The organism is Variovorax sp. Varisp41 (genome assembly GCF_047325085.1).
GTDB lineage: Bacteria > Pseudomonadota > Gammaproteobacteria > Burkholderiales > Burkholderiaceae_C > Variovorax.
This window is the reverse complement of sequence record NZ_CP168540.1, coordinates 2,183,921-2,199,970: the sequence shown is the minus strand read 5'-3', so window position 1 is coordinate 2,199,970 and position 16,050 is coordinate 2,183,921. Positions and strand designations below refer to the sequence as shown.

The following is a 16,050-nucleotide window of genomic DNA, read 5'->3' as shown; positions in this document are numbered from 1 at the left end:
GGTGCGTGAAGGTGAAGTGGCCGATGCTCACGCTGCACCCCCATGGATCGCAACGGCGGCCGCTGCGGCCGGCTGCGCCTTGCCGGCCTGCGCGGCCGCGCGGCGCACCACGCGGCGGCGGCGGAACATGTACTCGCCGAGCGCCCAGGTCACGAGCTTGATGAGAAGCGACAGCACCAGGTAGAGCGCCGCGACCACGATGTAGGTCTCGAGCGAGCGGAAGGTGTCGGACTGCACGGTGTTGGCGATCGCCGTGAGCTCCTCGGCCGAGATCTGCGAGGCCATCGCCGAGGCCTGCATCATCAGCAGGAACTGGCTCGTGAGGGCGGGGTAGACCTTCTCGATCGAGGGCTGCAGCATCACGTGCCAGCCGATGCGCCACTTCGACAGGCCCAGGCACTCGGCCGCCTCGATCTGCCCGCGCGGCACCGACTCGAGGCCGGCGCGGATGATCTCGGCCGCGTAGGCCGCGATGTTGATCACCATCGCCAGCACCGCGGCCGCGAAGGTCGGCATGCGCAGGCCGAAGCTCGCGAGGCCGAAATACAAAAGGAAGATCTGGACCAGGAACGGCGTGTTGCGCACCACCTCGATGTAGATCGAGCAGGCGCGCGACAGGGGCCGGATGCGGCTGCGCTTGGCGAAAGCCACCAGCGTGCCCACGCACACGCCGATCAGCACGGCCAGCGCGGTCATCTTCAGGGTCAGCCATGCCCCGTTGACGAACACGGGCCAGTACGATGCCAGCGGAGAGAAATCGAGCGAATACTTCATGCGAAAGCCGCTTCCGGAACACCACCCGCGGCGGTGCGAAAAAGGCGCTTGGACAGTTTTTGAGTGATAGGTTATCTGTTGTCGTACAACTGACGGGAGATTATGATCGTGGGCATGGACCAGACGACTGCGGGTAATCCCTTGGTTTCCGATGCGCCGGAAACCGGCGCCTCCGCCGCGAAGGGCGGCAGCGCCTTCGTGGGGCGGCCGCGCCAGCGCGCGCGCGGACTGGCGCACGGCCTGGTGGAAGACCTGGGCGAGAAGATCCGCAGCCAGGCGCTGCGGCCGGGAGACAAGCTGCCGACCGAGTCGGCCATCATGCAGGCCTATGGCGTGAGCCGCACCGTGGTGCGCGAGGCGCTGTCGAAGCTGCAGGCCGGCGGGCTGGTGGAGACCTTGCACGGCGTCGGCACCTTCGTGCTGCAGCCGCGCCCGGGCGGGGTGTTCCGGCTCGAGCCGGGCGAGATCGCGACCTCGGTCGACGTGCTGGCCGTGCTCGAGCTGCGCATCAGCCTCGAGACCGAATCCGCTGGGCTGGCCGCGAGCCGCCGCACCGAGGAGCAACTGGTCGCGATGCGCCAGGCGCTCGACGATTTCGAGCACAACGTGACCGTCTCGGGCGACACCGTGGCGCCCGACTTCCGCTTCCACCTGCAGATCGCCCAGTCGACCGGCAACCCCTATTTCGCCGACATCATGCGGCACCTGGGCACGACGATCATCCCGCGCACCCGCATCAGCGCGATCCGCCACCAGGAGGGCGGGGCCTACCTCAGCCGCGTCAACCGCGAGCATGAAGAGATCTATGCGGCGATCGCGCGGCGCGACCCCGAGTCGGCCCGCGCCGCGATGCGCATCCACCTGACCAACAGCCGCGAACGGCTGCGCATGGCGCAGGAAGCGGCGCAGAAGAAGGCCGAAGCGGCCAAGTCCTCCGATAACTAGCCCCGCGAACGCCTTTTGGCGTTCGTGATGCTGGACAACTTGTTTTTCTAGTTGTACGATGACTGATAACTCGCAAGATCAACGAGCGAGGCATCGACCATCGAGACAACTGGAGGCAGAGGATGACCATCAAACGCCGCGGCGCGCTCAGCGCCGCACTGGCCACGACGTTGGCCGCAAGCCTGCCGGGGTTCGCCCTGGCCCAGGCCGGCACCGCCGGCTGGCCCGCGAAGCCGCTGCGCATCGTGGTGCCGTACCCGCCCGGCGGTTCGTCGGACATCATCGCGCGCGCCATCAGCCAGCCCTTGTCGGAAGCGCTGAAGCAACCGGTGATCGTCGAGAACAAGCCCGGCGCCAACGGCAATCTGGGCGCCGACTTCGTCGCCAAGTCCGCGCCCGACGGCTACACGCTGCTGCTGTGCGACGTGGGCGCGCTGGCGATCAGCCCCTCGGTCTACACCAGGCTGTCCTTCGATCCGTCGAAGGACCTGCGCGGCGTGACCATGCTGGCCTATTCGCCGCACCTGCTGGTGGTGCATCCGTCGGTGAAGGCCAACAACCTCAAGGAACTGGTCGCGCTGTCGAAGACCTCCGAACTGAATTTCGCCGTGACCGCCACCGGCAGCGCACCGCACCTGGCCGGCGTGGCGCTCGAGCGCGCGAGCGGTGCCAAGTGGACCTACGTGCCCTACAAGGGCGGCGTGCAGGCGGTGCAGGACACCGTCTCGGGCCAGACCCAGGTGCTGATGAACGGCATGCTCGCCACCCTGCCGCAGGTGCAGGGCGGCCGCCTCAAGGTGCTGGGCGTGTCCAAGGCCACGCGCATGCCGCTGATCGGCGACGTGCCGACCATCGCCGAGCAGGGCGTGCCCGGCTACGAATCGGGCACCTGGCAGGGCGTGCGCGTCGCGCGCGGCACGCCCGAGGCCATCGTGCAGCGCCTCAACAAGGAACTGATTGCCGTCATCCGCACGGCCGACATCCGCTCGCGGCTCGCGGGGCAGGGCGCCGAGGTGGTGACCATGACCCCGGCCGAGGAGGAGCGCTTCTTCGACAAGGAGCGCGCGCGCTGGGCCAAGGTGGTGGCCGACGCCAGCATCAAGCTCGACTGAACGCGCTCGCCGCTTCCAACCCTTTCTTCATTTCTTTCACTGGACGTTTTCTTCGATGAACCCGCAAGAACTCAAAAACATCATGGGCTCCGGCCTGCTCTCGTTCCCGCTGACCGACTTCGATGCCAACGGCGACTTCGACCAGAAGGGCTACATCGAGCGCCTCGAATGGCTCGCGCCCTATGGCGCCAGCGCGCTGTTCGCGGCCGGCGGCACGGGCGAGTTCTTCTCGCTGACCGGCGAGGAGTACCCCGGCATCATCCAGACCGCGGTCGACACCTGCCGCGGCAAGGTGCCGATCATCGCGGGCGCAGGCGGCCCCACGCGCTTCGCGATCCAGTGCGCGCAGGCGGCCGAGAAGGCCGGCGCGCACGGCATCCTGCTGCTGCCGCACTACCTGACCGAAGCCGGCCAGGACGGCATCGCCGCGCACGTCGAGGCCGTGTGCAGGAGCGTGAAGTTCGGCGTGATCGTCTACAACCGCGCCACCAGCCGCCTCAAGCCCGACACGCTGGCGCGCCTGGCCGAACGCAACCCGAACCTGGTGGGCTTCAAGGACGGCGTGGGCGACATCGAGGCGATGGTCGCCATCTACCAGAAGATGGGCGACCGCTTCGCCTACCTGGGCGGCCTGCCCACGGCCGAGGTCTATGCCGCGGCCTACAAGGCCATGGGCACGCCGGTGTATTCGTCGGCCGTCTTCAACTTCATCCCGAAGACCGCGATGGACTTCTACAACGCCGTCGCCAACGACGACCTGCCGACCCAGCACCGCCTGCTGAAGGACTTCTTCATGCCCTACCTCGAGCTGCGCAACCGCGTGCCGGGCTATGCCGTGAGCATCGTCAAGGCCGGCGCCAGGATCGTCGGCCATGACGCCGGCCCGGTGCGCGCGCCGCTGACCGACCTCAAGCCCGACGAGGTCGCGCAGCTCGCCGCGCTGATCGAGAAGCTGGGTCCGCAGTAAGCGGCGCCGCTGTCGAAAGAGAAGCAAATACAAAACACCGGAGATGACGACATGCTGAAGAAACTGTTCCTCGTTGCCGCCGCCGCGGCGCTGTTCTCGGGTTGCGCCAATGTCATGCCCACGGGTGGCGGCAGCGCCTCCGATGCGGCCGACGTGGCCGCGGCCGCCGAGCGCCTGCGCATCGCGATGGTCGACCCGACCCGTCCCGCGCTGTCGGCGCTGGTAGCCGACGAGCTCAGCTACGGCCATTCGGGCGGCAAGGTCGACACCAAGGAAAGCTTCATTGCCGACCTGCTCGACGGCAAGTCCGACTTCGTGACCATCACCATCACCGAGCAGACCGTGAAGGTGGTCGATGCCCGCACCGCCATCGTGCGCCATGCGCTGGCCGCCGACACCAACGACTCGGGCAAGCCCGGCAAGGTGGCGCTGAAGATCCTCGGCGTGTGGCAGAAGCAGGGCGGCAACTGGAAGCTGCTCGCGCGCCAGGCCGTGCGCGCCTCCTGATCCGGGGCAGACACGCATGAAGCGCAGAGCATTGCTCGCGGCCGGCCTGGCCGCCGCGGCCTGGCTGCCGATGGCCACCTTCGCACAAGGCGACTGGCCATTGCAGAAGCCCGTGACCGTCATCGTGCCGTTCCCCGCGGGCGGCTCCACCGACATGGTGGCGCGCGCGCTGGCGCTGCAGCTGCAGGCGAAGCTCGGCGGCAGCTTCGTGGTCGACAACCGGCCCGGTGCCACCGGCACCATCGGCACCGGCTTCGTCAAGCGCGCGGCGCCCGACGGCTACACCCTGCTGGTGTCCTCGCTCGGCGCCTTCGTCGTCACGCCGCACCTGCAGAAGAGCGTGCCCTACGACGCGACCAAGGACTTCGACTACATCAGCGTGCCGGTGCAGGCGCCCAACGTGCTGGTGGCCAATGTCGCGCGGCCCGAGAAGACCGTAGCCGAGGTGCTCGCGCTGCTGCGCAAGACGCCGGGCAAGGTCTCGTTCGCGAGCTCGGGCAACGGATCGTCCGATCACCTGTCGGCCGAGCTGTTCTGGCAGCAGACGAAGACCGAGGGCGTGCACGTGCCCTACAAGGGCGGCGCGCCGGCGGTCAACGACCTGCTCGGCAACCAGGTCGACTTCTCGTTCCAGAACGTCAATGCCGTGCTGCCGCACATCCGTGCCGGCAAGCTGCGCGCCATTGCCGTCACCGGCGACAAGCGCTCGCCCGTGCTGCCCGAGGTGCCCACGCTGGCCGAGGCCGGCGTGAAGGGCGCCGAGGTCTATTCGTGGCAGGGCGTGGCCGCGCCGCGCGGACTGCCGCCGGCCACGAAGAAGAAGCTGGCCGATGCCGTGGTGGCCGCGATGCAGGATCCCGAGACCAGGAAGCGCATGCTCGAGCAGGGCCTCGAGATCGTCGCGAGCACGCCCGAGGAATTCACCGCCTTTCAGGCGCGCGAATGGACGCGCTGGAAGACCCTGATCGAAACCCGCCACATCACCGCCGATTGATCACGCCGATCGACAAGGGCCCCGCGGGCCCGCAGCCTTCAGAACCGACGCCAAAGCCATGACGCTCCCGGACTCCCGTTCCTCCACCCCCGTTGTCACCGAGATGCAGGTGATCCCGGTCGCGGGCCGCGACAGCATGCTGATGAACCTCAGCGGCGCGCACGGCCCCTTCTTCACGCGCAACCTGCTGATCCTCACCGACAGCGCCGGGCGCACCGGCGTGGGCGAGGTGCCAGGCGGCGAGAAGATCCGCCAGACGCTCGAGGACGCGCGTGCCCTGGTCGTGGGCCAGCCCATCGGCAACCACAACGCCGTGCTCAACGCCATGCGCCGCGAGTTCGCCGCGCGCGACAGCGGCGGGCGCGGCCTGCAGACCTTCGACCTGCGCGTGACCATCCATGCGGTCACGGCCGTCGAGGCCGCGCTGCTCGACCTGCTGGGCCAGTTCCTCGGGGTGCCGGTGGCGGCGCTGCTCGGCGAGGGCCAGCAGCGCGACGCGGTGCAGATGCTCGGCTACCTGTTCTACGTCGGCGACCGCGCGAAGACCGACCTGCCCTACGACAGCGACCCCGGCGCCGATAACGACTGGTTCCGCCTGCGCCACGAGGAGGCCATGACCCCCGAGGCCATCGTGCACCTGGCCGAGGCCGCGCATGCGCGCTACGGCTTCACCGACTTCAAGCTCAAGGGCGGCGTGCTGCGCGGCGAGGAGGAGGTGGAGGCGATCCGCGCGCTGCACGAACGCTTTCCGCAGGCGCGCGTCACGCTCGATCCCAACGGCGGCTGGCTGCTGGCCGACGCGGTGCGGCTGTGCCGCGACCTGCATGGCGTGATGGCCTATGCCGAGGACCCGTGCGGCGCCGAGGGCGTGTTCTCGGGCCGCGAGGTGATGGCCGAGTTCCGCCGCGCCACCGGCCTGCCCACGGCCACCAACATGGTCGCCACCGACTGGCGCGAGATGGTCCACAGCCTGTCGCTGCAGTCGGTCGACATCCCGCTGGCCGACCCGCACTTCTGGACCCTGGCCGGTTCGGTGCGCGTGGCCCAGCTGTGCCAGGCCTGGGGCCTGACCTGGGGCTCGCATTCGAACAACCACTTCGATGTGTCGCTCGCCATGTTCACGCACGTGGCGGCGGCCGCGCCGGGCAAGGTCACGGCCATCGACACGCACTGGATCTGGCAGGACGGCCAGCGCCTGACGAAGGCGCCGCTGCGCATCGAGGGCGGCTTCGTGAAGGTGCCCACGCGCGGCGGCCTCGGCGTGGAGCTCGACATGGACGAAGTCAAAAAAGCTCATGACCTCTACTTGAAGCATGGCCTGGGCGCGCGCGATGATGCGCAGGCGATGCAGTACCTGATCCCCAACTGGCGCTTCGACAACAAGCGGCCCTGCATGGTCCGCTGAGACCGCCGGTCTCACCCCTCATTCCGTTCTTTACGCAGCAACAAGGATGCATTCCATGCAGAACCACGACAACCTGATCGGCGGCGAATGGCGCGCCGGCGCGAGCTACAGCCCCAACGTCAACCCCAGCAACCTCGGCGACGTGCTGGGCCACTACACGCAGGGCGACGCGAGCCATGTCGAGGCGGCCGTGGCCGCCGCCACCGCCGCCTTCCCGGCCTGGGCCACGGGCAGCGTGCAGGCACGCTCCGACGCGCTCGACAAGATCGGCAACGAGATCCTCGCGCGCAAGGAGGAACTCGGCACGCTGCTCGCGCGCGAGGAAGGCAAGACCAAGGCCGAAGGCATCGGCGAGGCCACGCGCGCTGGCCAGATCTTCAAGTTCTTCGCGGGCGAGTGCCTGCGCCTGTCGGGCGAGCTGCTGCCCTCGGTGCGGCCCAACATCGGCGTGGAGATCACGCGCGAACCCGTGGGCGTGGTCGGCCTGATCACGCCGTGGAACTTCCCGATCGCCATTCCCGCCTGGAAGATCGCGCCCGCGCTCGCGTTCGGCAACTGCGTGGTGCTCAAGCCCGCCGACCTGGTGCCGGGCTGCGCCTGGGCGCTGGCCGAGATCATCAGCCGCTCGGGCATTCCGGCCGGCGTGTTCAACCTCGTGATGGGCCGCGGCAGCGTGATCGGCGATGCGCTGGTCAACCACCCGGGCATCCATGCGATCAGCTTCACCGGCTCGGTGGGCGTGGGCCGCAACATCGCGGTGCAGTGCGTGAAGAACGGCAAGAAGGTGCAGCTCGAGATGGGCGGCAAGAACCCGCAGGTGGTGCTCGACGATGCCGACCTCGCGCAGGCGGTGGAACTGAGCACGCAGAGTGCCTTCTATTCGACCGGCCAGCGCTGCACGGCTTCGAGCCGGCTGATCGTCACCGAAGGCATCTACCCGAAGTTCATCGCGGCGATGAAGGAACGCATGGCCAAGATCAAGGTCGGCGACGCGCTCGCGCAGGGCACCGACGTGGGCCCGGTGTCCTCGAAGTCGCAGCTCGAGCAGGACCTGGAGTACGTCGACATCGGCAAGGCCGAGGGCGCGGTGCTGGCCGCCGGCGGCGAACGGCTGAAGCTCGAGACCGACGGCTACTACATGTCGCCCGCGCTGTTCAGCGAGTCGGCCGCGGCCATGCGCATCAACAAGGAAGAGATCTTCGGCCCGGTCGCGAGCGTGATCCGCGTGAAGAACTACGAGGAGGCGCTGGCCACGGCCAACGACACCGAGTTCGGCCTGTCGGCCGGCATCGCGACCACCTCGTTGAAGTACGCCACGCACTTCAAGCGCCACAGCCAGGCCGGCATGGTGATGGTGAACCTGCCGACCGCGGGCGTGGACTACCACGTGCCCTTCGGCGGGCGCAAGGGTTCGAGCTACGGTCCGCGTGAGCAGGGGCGCTATGCGCAGGAGTTCTTCACCACGGTGAAGACGGCCTACACGCTGGCTTGAGGCCGTCGAAGGCGGGATCGGGCAGCCGAACGCAGAGGTCGCGAAGGTTACGCAGAAGTCGCAGAAGAGAAACCCCAAAGGTTTTTTCTGCGACTTCTGCGTTTCTTTGGGCTTCCTTCTGCGTTCGGCTGTCCGCTCCCGTTTTCAGCGCAACCCGCGCAGTCCCAGCGCTACCCCCAGCCCCGCCACGCTCGCGAGCGCCACGATCGCGGCGGCGGCCGGCCAGCCCAGCGCCTCGACCGCGCCGCCGACCAGCACCGGGCCGATCATCTGGCCGACGTTGTTGCCCGTCATCAGCAGGCCGACCGTGAGCGGCGCGAGCCGCGATTCCGGCGCGGCCCGTTCTGTCGAGGCCAGCAGGGTCGCGGGCAGCAGCCCGCCGGCGCCCGAGAACAGCAGGCACAACACGAAGGTCGGCGGCGCCGCCAAGAGCGGCAGGAAGATGCCGAGCGCGGCGATGCCCATGGTGGCGGTCGCGACCGCCACCAGCAGCCAGCGCGGCGTGCCGCGCGACAGCAGCAGGCCGGCCGCGAGGTTGCCGCCCACGTTCGCGAGGCAGGCCAGCGCGCTCAGCAGCCCGGCCGTGGCCACGCTCGCGCCCATGCGCTCGATCAGCAGCACCGGCAGGAAGTTGAACAGCGCGAAGAACTGCAGGCTGTAGATCGCGAAGGACAGCGCGAGCCGCAGCGGCGCGGGCGCCGCGAGCGTGCGGGTGGTGTCGCCGGCGATGTCGCGCCACGACAGCCGGCGCGCCTCGCGCTCCGGGCGCGGCACGGCCGCCAGCACCAGCGCCAGCAGCACCAGCGCGAGCAGGCCGTTCGCGAGCCAGAAGCCGCGCCAGCCCTCGAGCACCGAGCCGACGAAGAACGCGATCGCGATGCCGACCGGCATGAAGCAGCTCCAGATCGCGAAGGCCAGGTCCTTGGCCGCGGGCGCGACGATGCGCTGCAGCAGCGCGGGCCCGGCGATCACGATCAGCAGGAAGCCCAGACCCTCGATCACGCGCGCGAACAGCAGCGCGGCCAGGCCGCCGGCCAGGGCGCCGATGGTGCTGCCGAAGGCCAGCGCCAGCAGGCCGGCCGCGAGCAGCCGACGGTCGCCCGCGCGCGCGATCCAGGCGCCGACCGGAATCGCGCCGAGCACGCCGAGCAGCGAGAACACCGCCATCAGCCAGCCGATCGCCGACAGGCCGAGCCCGAAGTCCTCGCGCAATTGCGGCACCGCGATCGCGACCTTGCCGACCTGCAGCGCGGCGATCACGCCCGCGGCGACGACCAGGGCGACGCCGGTCCAGGCGGTGGTGGCGGCGGAGGAGGGCAGCGGCGCGGACGTGGAGTGCATGAGCGCCAGTCTGGCCTTCGAGCCCGATCGATGAAAGCAAATAATATCGGTCGACTTCATCGATCGAACCGATCGATTCGCATTGCCCGAAGAAGGAGAAGCCCATGCTGGATGCGCTCACGCTGTCCCAGATGCAGATGTTCGCGGTGGTGGCCGAGGCCGGAAGCTTCCGCGCGGGCGCGGACCGGCTGCACCGCGTGCAGTCGGCCGTGAGCCAGGCCGTCGCCAACCTCGAAGAGCAGCTGCAGGTGCGGCTGTTCGATCGCTCGGGCCACAAGCCGGTGCTCACGCCCGCGGGCCAGGCGCTGCTGGGCGACGTGCGGCAGATCCTCGCGAAGGTCGATGCCTTGCGGGCCCGCGCGCAGGGGATCGAGCAGGGCATCGAACTCGGCCTGTCGATCGCGGTCGACACGCTGTTCCCGATCGACCTCGTGGCGGCCGCCATCCGCGGCGTTCACGCGGTGCATCCGGGCATCGCGATGCGCATCGAGTACGGTTCGATGGGCGCGCCGGTCGAGGCGCTGCACAGCGGCCGCTGCGACATCGCGATCTCGGCCTTCTCGCAGCTCGACGAGCGCATCGCGCGCGAGTTCCTGATGCCGCTGTCGATGGTGGCGGTGGCGGCCGCCGCGCATCCGCTGGCGATGCTCGCGAAGAAGAAGGCCCGCGGCTCGCTCGACGACGCGGCCGCGCGGCATCTGCAGATCGTGGTGGAGGATGCGAGCGCGCTCAGCGCGGGCCAGGACTTCGACGTGCTCTCGCCCACCACCTGGCGCGCGGGCGACATGCAGATCAAGCTCGCGCTGCTGCGCGCCGGACTCGGCTGGGGAAAGATGCCGTCATGGCTGGTGGCGGCCGACATCGCGGCCGGCACGCTGGTGCAGTTGCCGGTGGGCCGGCTCGGCGTGGACGGCGAGACCGGCCACCGCGCCTACTTCTGCCACCGCGCCGACAAGCCGCTGGGCGTGGGCGCGCGGCTGCTGCGCGAGGGCCTCAAGGCACTGTCGATGCCGGCGGCGCGCGGCGGCGCCGGCGCAGCCAGAACTCCACCAGCTCGAACACGCCCTCGCTCAGCAGCGCCAGCGCCGCCGCCGGCAGCGCGCCCGCCACGAGCAGCTCGCGGTCGTTGAGCGCCAGCCCGGTCACGATGCGTTCGCCGAAGCCGCCCGCGCCGATGAAGGCCGCGATGGTCGCGGTGCCGATCGCGATGGCGGTGGCGGTGCGCACGCCCGCGAGCAGCGTGGGCAGCGCCAGCGGCAGCAGCACCAGCCGCAGGCTCTGCTTCGAGGTCATGCCGAGCGCGGTGCCGGCCAGCCGCAGGCCGTTGGGCACCTCGGCCAGGCCGGTCACGGTGTTGCGCATGATCGGCAGCAGCGAATAGAGCGTGAGCGCGATCAGCGCGGGCAGGGTGCCGATGGCGCCGAGCATCGAGATCAGCACCGCGAGCAGCGCCAGCGAGGGCACGGTCTGCATCAGGCTCGCGACGCCCAGCACCAGGGCACGCAGCCGCAGGTGCGGAAACACCAGGATCGCGATCGGCACGCCGACCAGGATGGCCACGCCCACCGACAGCGCCACCAGCAGCAGGTGCTGGCGCGCGAGCTGCCAGAGGTCGGGGCCGAAGAGCTTGGCCGTGAAGCCGCGCCGCGTGTCCTGCGGCGTCGCGCCGTCCTTGCCGGCGCTCGCGAGGAAGTCGCGCGCGATGGTGTCGAAGGGCACGCTCTGCAGCTCGGCGCGCGCGTTCATCGCGATCATCGCGTGCTCGTCGACGCGGCCCTCGAGCTTCTGCAGCGCGGCCCAGGCCTGCGGCAGGCGCTGCGGCAGGTCGAGCTTGTAGAGCACCACCGCGTCGTAGCGCGGGAAGTACTGGCGATCGTCCTCGAGCACGCGCAGGCCCAGGTGGTCGATCTTGGCGTCGGTGGTGTAGATGTCGATCACGTCGACCTGCTTCGCGCCGATCGCGTCGTAGGCCAGGCCGTGGTCGAGACCGGTGGGCGTCTGCGTGAAGCCGTAGCGCGCGGCCAGGCCCTTCCAGCCGTCGGCGCGGCCGATGAATTCGTTCGACAGGCCGAGCTTCAGCTCGGGATGCTTGGCGAGGTCGCCGAGGTTGCGCAGCCCGAGCCGGTCGGCATCGGCCGCGCGCACCGCGAGCGCATAGCCGTCGTTGAAGCCCAGCGGTATCGCCACGCCCAGGCCCAGCGGCGCGAGCGCCTCGTTCATCTGCGCGCGCGTGGCCGCGGGCGAGCCTTTCAGGATTTCCAGCGCGATGGTGCCGGTGTATTCGGCATAGAGGTCGATCGCGCCCGAACGCAGCGCCTCGTAGACGATGGCCGTGTTGCCCAGGCCCTGGCGCACCACCGGCTTGTTCGCGAGGTGCGGCGCGGCGGTCTGCGCGAGCAGCTCGGCCAGGATGTAGGACTCGGTGAAGCGCTTCGAGCCGACGCGCAGCGTGCCGTCGTCGGTGGTCTGCGCGGATGCCGCGACACCGAGCCAGGCCAGCGAGAACAGCAGGATGGCGCGCCAGAGGTGGCGGCGGGGCGATTGCATCCGGACCAGTGTATCGGCATGCGTGGCGCGCGGCCACCCGGGGCACTCAGGCGAACAGCCGTGCCAGCCCCGCGATCGATTCGGGGCCATAGCCCACCGAGCCGACCGGCACCGCGCCATCGACGGCCGCGAGCACCGCCGCCGTGCCCACGGGGCCGAAGCCGCCGCAGAGCTCGATGAGCTGCACGCCCTGCGCCAGCAGCTCGCGCGCGGCCTGCGGGCCCTGGGCCGCGCTCGCCACGCCGATGGTGATCATGTGGAAGTGCGAGGCGGACAGCACGCTGCGGTCGCGCGCGGGGTCGAGCCCGTGGCCGGTGACGATGAATCCGAATCGGGTGAGTGCCATGTATTTGCTCCAGGGACGGGTGGTGAATGGCCGCCATGGTCGCGCCTCGGTCTATGCTCGTCCACGTCCGTTTCGGCAATGAATGAGACAGAAAAGGTCCGACATGCTCGATCTGCAGCAGCTCCACTATTTCGTCGCGGTCGCCGAGACGCAGAGCATCGCGCGCGCCTCCGAGCGCCTGCACATCTCGCAGTCGCCGCTGAGCCGGCAGGTCATCGCGCTCGAGGAACGGCTGGGCCTGGCGCTGTTCGCGCGCAGCGGCAAACGGCTCAAGCTCACGCAGGCGGGGCAGCGCTTCCTCGAGGAGTGCCGGCTGCTGCTGTCCGCCTCGGCGCGGCTCGAATCCCGCGTGCGCGAGGAGGCCGCGGGCCGGGCCGGCAGCGTGGCCATCGGCCATGTCGAGAGCGCGCTGCATGCGGGCGTGTTGCGCAAGGCCCTGCGCGCGCTGCGGCGGCAGTCGCCGGCCACCGAGGTGCAATTGCTGGCCGCGCGGTCCGCGGCGCAGTTCGAGGCGCTGCGCGACGGCCGCATCGACATCGGCTTCGCGCACCGGGCACCGCCCGCGTCGGACGATGCGCTCGCGAGCCGGCGCGTTTCGCGCGAACCCTATCTGCTGGCGCTGCCCGCCGACCATGCATTGGCCACCGGCCGGCGTGCCGGCGCCAGGGCGCTCGATGGCGCGCCCTTCGTCTTCCTGCCGCGCCAGGCCACGCCCGAGGGGCGCGCGCAGATGCTCGAGGCCTGCCGGCGCGCGGGCTTCACGCCCGCCATCCGCCACGAGGCGGCCGAGCCTTCCACCGTGCTCGAGCTGGTGGCCTGCGGGCTCGGGCTGGCGATCGTGCAGTCCGGGCTGAAGCGGCTGGCGCCCTCGGGCGTGGCCTGGGCCGAGCTGCCGCGCGGCTTTGCGCTCGAGCTCGAGGTGCATGCGGTGACGCGAAAGGTGCCGGGCGCGCTCGCCGAGCGCCTGCTGGCGGCGCTGCCCGCCGTCTGAGCCGAGGTCGTACCCGCCCGTCTCCTACACGCCGTGGTGCGCGAAGCCGATGCGCTCGGGACGCGCCGCGCCGCATAGTCGAAAGCCATGAATCCCAAGCCCGCCAAGAAGTCTTCCAAGACCACGACCAAGCCCCGCCAGTCTCCCAAGATCGACCTGCCCGGTCCCGACGTCCACGGCCTGCGCGAGCTGCCCAAGCTGCAGGTCGACGGCTACAGCCTGCAGTTGCGCGACAACGAGGGCTTCGTCGGCGACCAGGCGAGCCAGACCGCATTCCGCGCGCTGCTCGAGCGCTGGCGCCGCAAGCACCGCAGCGACGGCACCGATCCGCTGGGCCTGCGGCATTCGCGCGACATGAGCAAGAAGGAGCTCGACCGGCTGCTGCGCGGCCAGAAGGTCAGCGACGCGGCCAACGTGATGCACAGCGCGATCGGCGAGTTCGCGCAGGAGCTCGCGGCCGTGATCCAGCGCTTCCTGCACCAGCCTTCATGGGAGAAGGTCGAGCGCATCGTGGTGGGCGGCGGCTTTCCCGAGAGCGAGGCCGGCGAGCGCGCGATCCTCGAGGCCGGCGCCATCCTCGAGGAGATGGGCGTGCACGTGCAGCTCGGCCGGCTCTCGCACGAGGTCGACGACGGCGGGCTGATCGGCTGGGTGCACCTGACGCCGCCCGAGATGCTCAAGAAGCACGATGCGATCCTCGCGATCGACATCGGCGGCACCAACGTGCGCTGCGGCATCGTGAAGACGCGCCACCGCAAGGCGCGCGACTTCTCGCTCGCGAAGGTGGTGCGGCGCGAGAAGTGGCGCCATGCCGACGAGAAGCCCAGCCGCACCAACTTCGTCGAGCACGTGGCCGGCATGCTCGAGGACATGGTGCGTTACGCCGAGCGCAAGAAGATCCGGCTCGCGCCCTTCATCGGCATCGCCTGCCCCGGCCTGATCCGCAAGGACGGCTCGATCGCGCGCGGCGCGCAGAACCTGCCGGGCGACTGGGAGAGCGAGAACTTTCACCTGCCGAGCGCGCTGTGGCGCCGCATGCCGATGATCGGCTCGGGCCCGACGCTGGTGCTGATGCACAACGACGCGGTGGTGCAGGGCCTGAGCGAACTGCCGTTCATGCGCGATGTCGGCCACTGGGCGGTGCTCACCATCGGCACCGGGCTGGGCAATGCCAGCTTCACGAACCGCAAGTGACTAGACCGCCAGCGCCCGCCGTCTTAGCCGAAGGAAGCTGAACACGGCGGCGCTCGCCGCGCACGCGGCACCCAGCCACAGCGCGTACACCGCGCCATTCGTGCTCGACACGTGGAAGCAGGCCGCCACCAGCGCCGCGCCCGAGGACTGGCCCAGCAGGCGCACCGTGCCCACCATGCCGCTGGCACCGCCGCTGCGCGAGGCCGGTGCCGAGCCCATGATGGCGCGCAGGTTCGGCGACTGGAAGAAGCCGAAGCCCGCGCCGCACAGCGCCATGCGCCAGACGATGCCGGCCACCGTGGGATGCGGCGGCAGCAGCGCCAGCGACAGCAGGCCCAGCGCCAGCAGCGCGAGCCCGATGCCGCAGAGCAGGCCCGGCTCGTAGCGGTCCGACAGGCGCCCGGCCAGAGGCGCCATCGCGGCCACCACCAGCGGCCATGGCGTGATGAGGAAGCCGGTCTCGACCTGCGAATAGCCCAGCAGCGACTGCAGCAGGAAGGGCAGCGAGATGAAGGCCAGCGCCTGCGCGGCGAACGAGCACACGGCCGTTGCGGCCGACAGCGCGAACACGGGATTGCGCAGCAGGTCCATGGCCAGGATCGGCGCCGGATGTCCGGACTGGCGCTTGAGCAGCCAGGCCAGCAGTACGAAGCCCAGCACGGCCTGCACGATCACCGACTCGACGGTGGCCTGGTGCGCGGCCTCGGTGAGCGTGGAAGCCAGCAGCGCCAGCGCGGCGGCGCACAGCAGCGCGGCCAGGCCGTCGAAGCCGTGGCTGTGGCGCTCGGTGGCCGGCAGGAAGCGCAGCCCGTAGAACACCGCCACGGCGCAGATCGGCACGTTGATGAGGAACAGCCAATGCCACGAGCCCAGCAGCAGCACCAGCGATGCGGCCGTGGGCCCGCCCGCGAAGGCCAGGCCCACGACGAGCGCGTTCAGGCCCAGGCCGCGGCCCAGCATGCCCGAGGGGTAGACGACGCGCACCAGCGCGCCGTTGATGCCCATCACGCCGGCCGCGCCCAGGCCCTGCACCAGGCGCCAGCCGACCAGCGCGGGCAGCGAGTCGGCCAGGCCGCAGCCCAGCGAGGACACGGTGAACAGCACCAGGCCCCAGAGGAACACGCGCCGGTGGCCGAGCACGTCGCCGAGCGCGGCGGCCGGCAGCAGCGCGGCGACCATCGCGAGCTGGTAGCCGCTGACGACCCAGGTCGAGGCGGCCTCGCTCACGCGCAGTTCGTTGGCGATGGTGGGCAGGGCGGTGTTGGCGATCGCGGTGTCGAGGCTGGCCACGCACACGCCCAGCATGATGGCGAGCAGCGCGCCGAAGCGTTCGTGGGCCGGCAGGCCCGGGCCGATCGCATGGATCTCTTGACGGGAAAACAGGGAGGCCATCGCTCGCGGAAGAAAGAGGGCTGCGGCGTCCGGCGACGCCGTG

Annotated in this window: 14 protein-coding genes and 1 pseudogene; 10 read left to right on the top strand and 5 right to left on the bottom strand. The window is 70.1% G+C overall.

Going from position 1 to position 16,050, the window contains the following annotated elements; genetic code table 11:
• Positions 1 to 27: 27 nt before the first annotated feature.
• Positions 28 to 774, bottom strand: coding sequence for an amino acid ABC transporter permease (locus tag ACEN9J_RS10405; protein WP_057594499.1), 747 nt, complete (start codon positions 772 to 774; stop codon positions 28 to 30).
• Between the two features lie 114 nt (positions 775 to 888).
• On the opposite strand from ACEN9J_RS10405, the gene ACEN9J_RS10400 reads away from it, so the two are divergent.
• From ACEN9J_RS10400 to ACEN9J_RS10370, 7 genes are all read left to right on the top strand, one after another.
• Positions 889 to 1,719, top strand: a complete 831-nt coding sequence (locus tag ACEN9J_RS10400) for a FadR/GntR family transcriptional regulator (protein WP_057594531.1) — start codon at positions 889 to 891, stop codon at positions 1,717 to 1,719.
• 122 nt (positions 1,720 to 1,841) lie between these two features.
• Positions 1,842 to 2,831 carry a Bug family tripartite tricarboxylate transporter substrate binding protein gene (locus tag ACEN9J_RS10395; protein WP_057594498.1) on the top strand — a complete coding sequence of 330 codons (990 nt, stop codon included), beginning with the start codon at positions 1,842 to 1,844 and terminating at the stop codon, positions 2,829 to 2,831.
• Between the two features lie 55 nt (positions 2,832 to 2,886).
• Positions 2,887 to 3,798 carry a 5-dehydro-4-deoxyglucarate dehydratase gene (gene kdgD / locus ACEN9J_RS10390; protein WP_057594497.1) on the top strand — a complete coding sequence of 304 codons (912 nt, stop codon included), beginning with the start codon at positions 2,887 to 2,889 and terminating at the stop codon, positions 3,796 to 3,798.
• Between the two features lie 51 nt (positions 3,799 to 3,849).
• On the top strand, positions 3,850 to 4,305 hold the full coding sequence (locus tag ACEN9J_RS10385) for a nuclear transport factor 2 family protein (RefSeq protein ID WP_057594496.1): 456 nt from the start codon (positions 3,850 to 3,852) through the stop codon (positions 4,303 to 4,305).
• 16 nt (positions 4,306 to 4,321) lie between these two features.
• A complete protein-coding gene (locus tag ACEN9J_RS10380; protein WP_413763992.1) occupies positions 4,322 to 5,299 on the top strand; it encodes a Bug family tripartite tricarboxylate transporter substrate binding protein in 978 nt (325 codons plus the stop codon).
• 58 nt (positions 5,300 to 5,357) lie between these two features.
• A complete protein-coding gene (gudD, locus tag ACEN9J_RS10375) occupies positions 5,358 to 6,704 on the top strand; it encodes a glucarate dehydratase (RefSeq protein ID WP_413763991.1) in 1,347 nt (448 codons plus the stop codon).
• 55 nt (positions 6,705 to 6,759) lie between these two features.
• Entirely contained in the window at positions 6,760 to 8,196 is a 1,437-nt protein-coding gene (locus ACEN9J_RS10370) for an aldehyde dehydrogenase family protein (protein ID WP_208509185.1), read from the top strand.
• 144 nt (positions 8,197 to 8,340) lie between these two features.
• Here ACEN9J_RS10370 and ACEN9J_RS10365 read toward each other — a convergent pair whose 3' ends face one another.
• On the bottom strand, positions 8,341 to 9,537 hold the full coding sequence (locus tag ACEN9J_RS10365) for a CynX/NimT family MFS transporter (protein WP_413763990.1): 1,197 nt from the start codon (positions 9,535 to 9,537) through the stop codon (positions 8,341 to 8,343).
• Positions 9,538 to 9,641: 104 nt separating this feature from the next.
• On the opposite strand from ACEN9J_RS10365, the pseudogene ACEN9J_RS10360 reads away from it, so the two are divergent.
• Positions 9,642 to 10,541 (top strand): annotated as a pseudogene (locus tag ACEN9J_RS10360) (LysR family transcriptional regulator); the annotation flags it as partial.
• On the opposite strand, the gene ACEN9J_RS10355 reads toward ACEN9J_RS10360, so the two are convergent.
• Positions 10,531 to 12,084, bottom strand: coding sequence for a glycine betaine ABC transporter substrate-binding protein (locus ACEN9J_RS10355; RefSeq protein ID WP_413763989.1), 1,554 nt, complete (start codon positions 12,082 to 12,084; stop codon positions 10,531 to 10,533). The pseudogene ACEN9J_RS10360 and the gene ACEN9J_RS10355 sit on opposite strands and share 11 nt — an antisense overlap.
• A 46-nt stretch (positions 12,085 to 12,130) precedes the next feature.
• Positions 12,131 to 12,430 carry a DUF6506 family protein gene (locus ACEN9J_RS10350; protein WP_057595691.1) on the bottom strand — a complete coding sequence of 100 codons (300 nt, stop codon included), beginning with the start codon at positions 12,428 to 12,430 and terminating at the stop codon, positions 12,131 to 12,133.
• A 103-nt stretch (positions 12,431 to 12,533) separates the two neighbouring features.
• Between ACEN9J_RS10350 and ACEN9J_RS10345 the strand changes: the two genes are divergently transcribed.
• A complete protein-coding gene (locus tag ACEN9J_RS10345) occupies positions 12,534 to 13,421 on the top strand; it encodes a LysR substrate-binding domain-containing protein (protein WP_413763988.1) in 888 nt (295 codons plus the stop codon).
• An 87-nt stretch (positions 13,422 to 13,508) separates the two neighbouring features.
• The gene (locus tag ACEN9J_RS10340; protein WP_172705637.1) at positions 13,509 to 14,615 is read left to right on the top strand and encodes an ROK family protein; all 1,107 of its coding nucleotides are present in this window, start codon (positions 13,509 to 13,511) and stop codon (positions 14,613 to 14,615) included.
• On the opposite strand, the gene ACEN9J_RS10335 is transcribed toward ACEN9J_RS10340, so the two are convergent.
• Complete coding sequence (locus ACEN9J_RS10335; protein WP_261213721.1) at positions 14,616 to 16,007, bottom strand: MFS transporter; 1,392 nt, start codon at positions 16,005 to 16,007, stop codon at positions 14,616 to 14,618. It lies immediately after the preceding gene.
• Positions 16,008 to 16,050 lie beyond the last annotated feature (43 nt).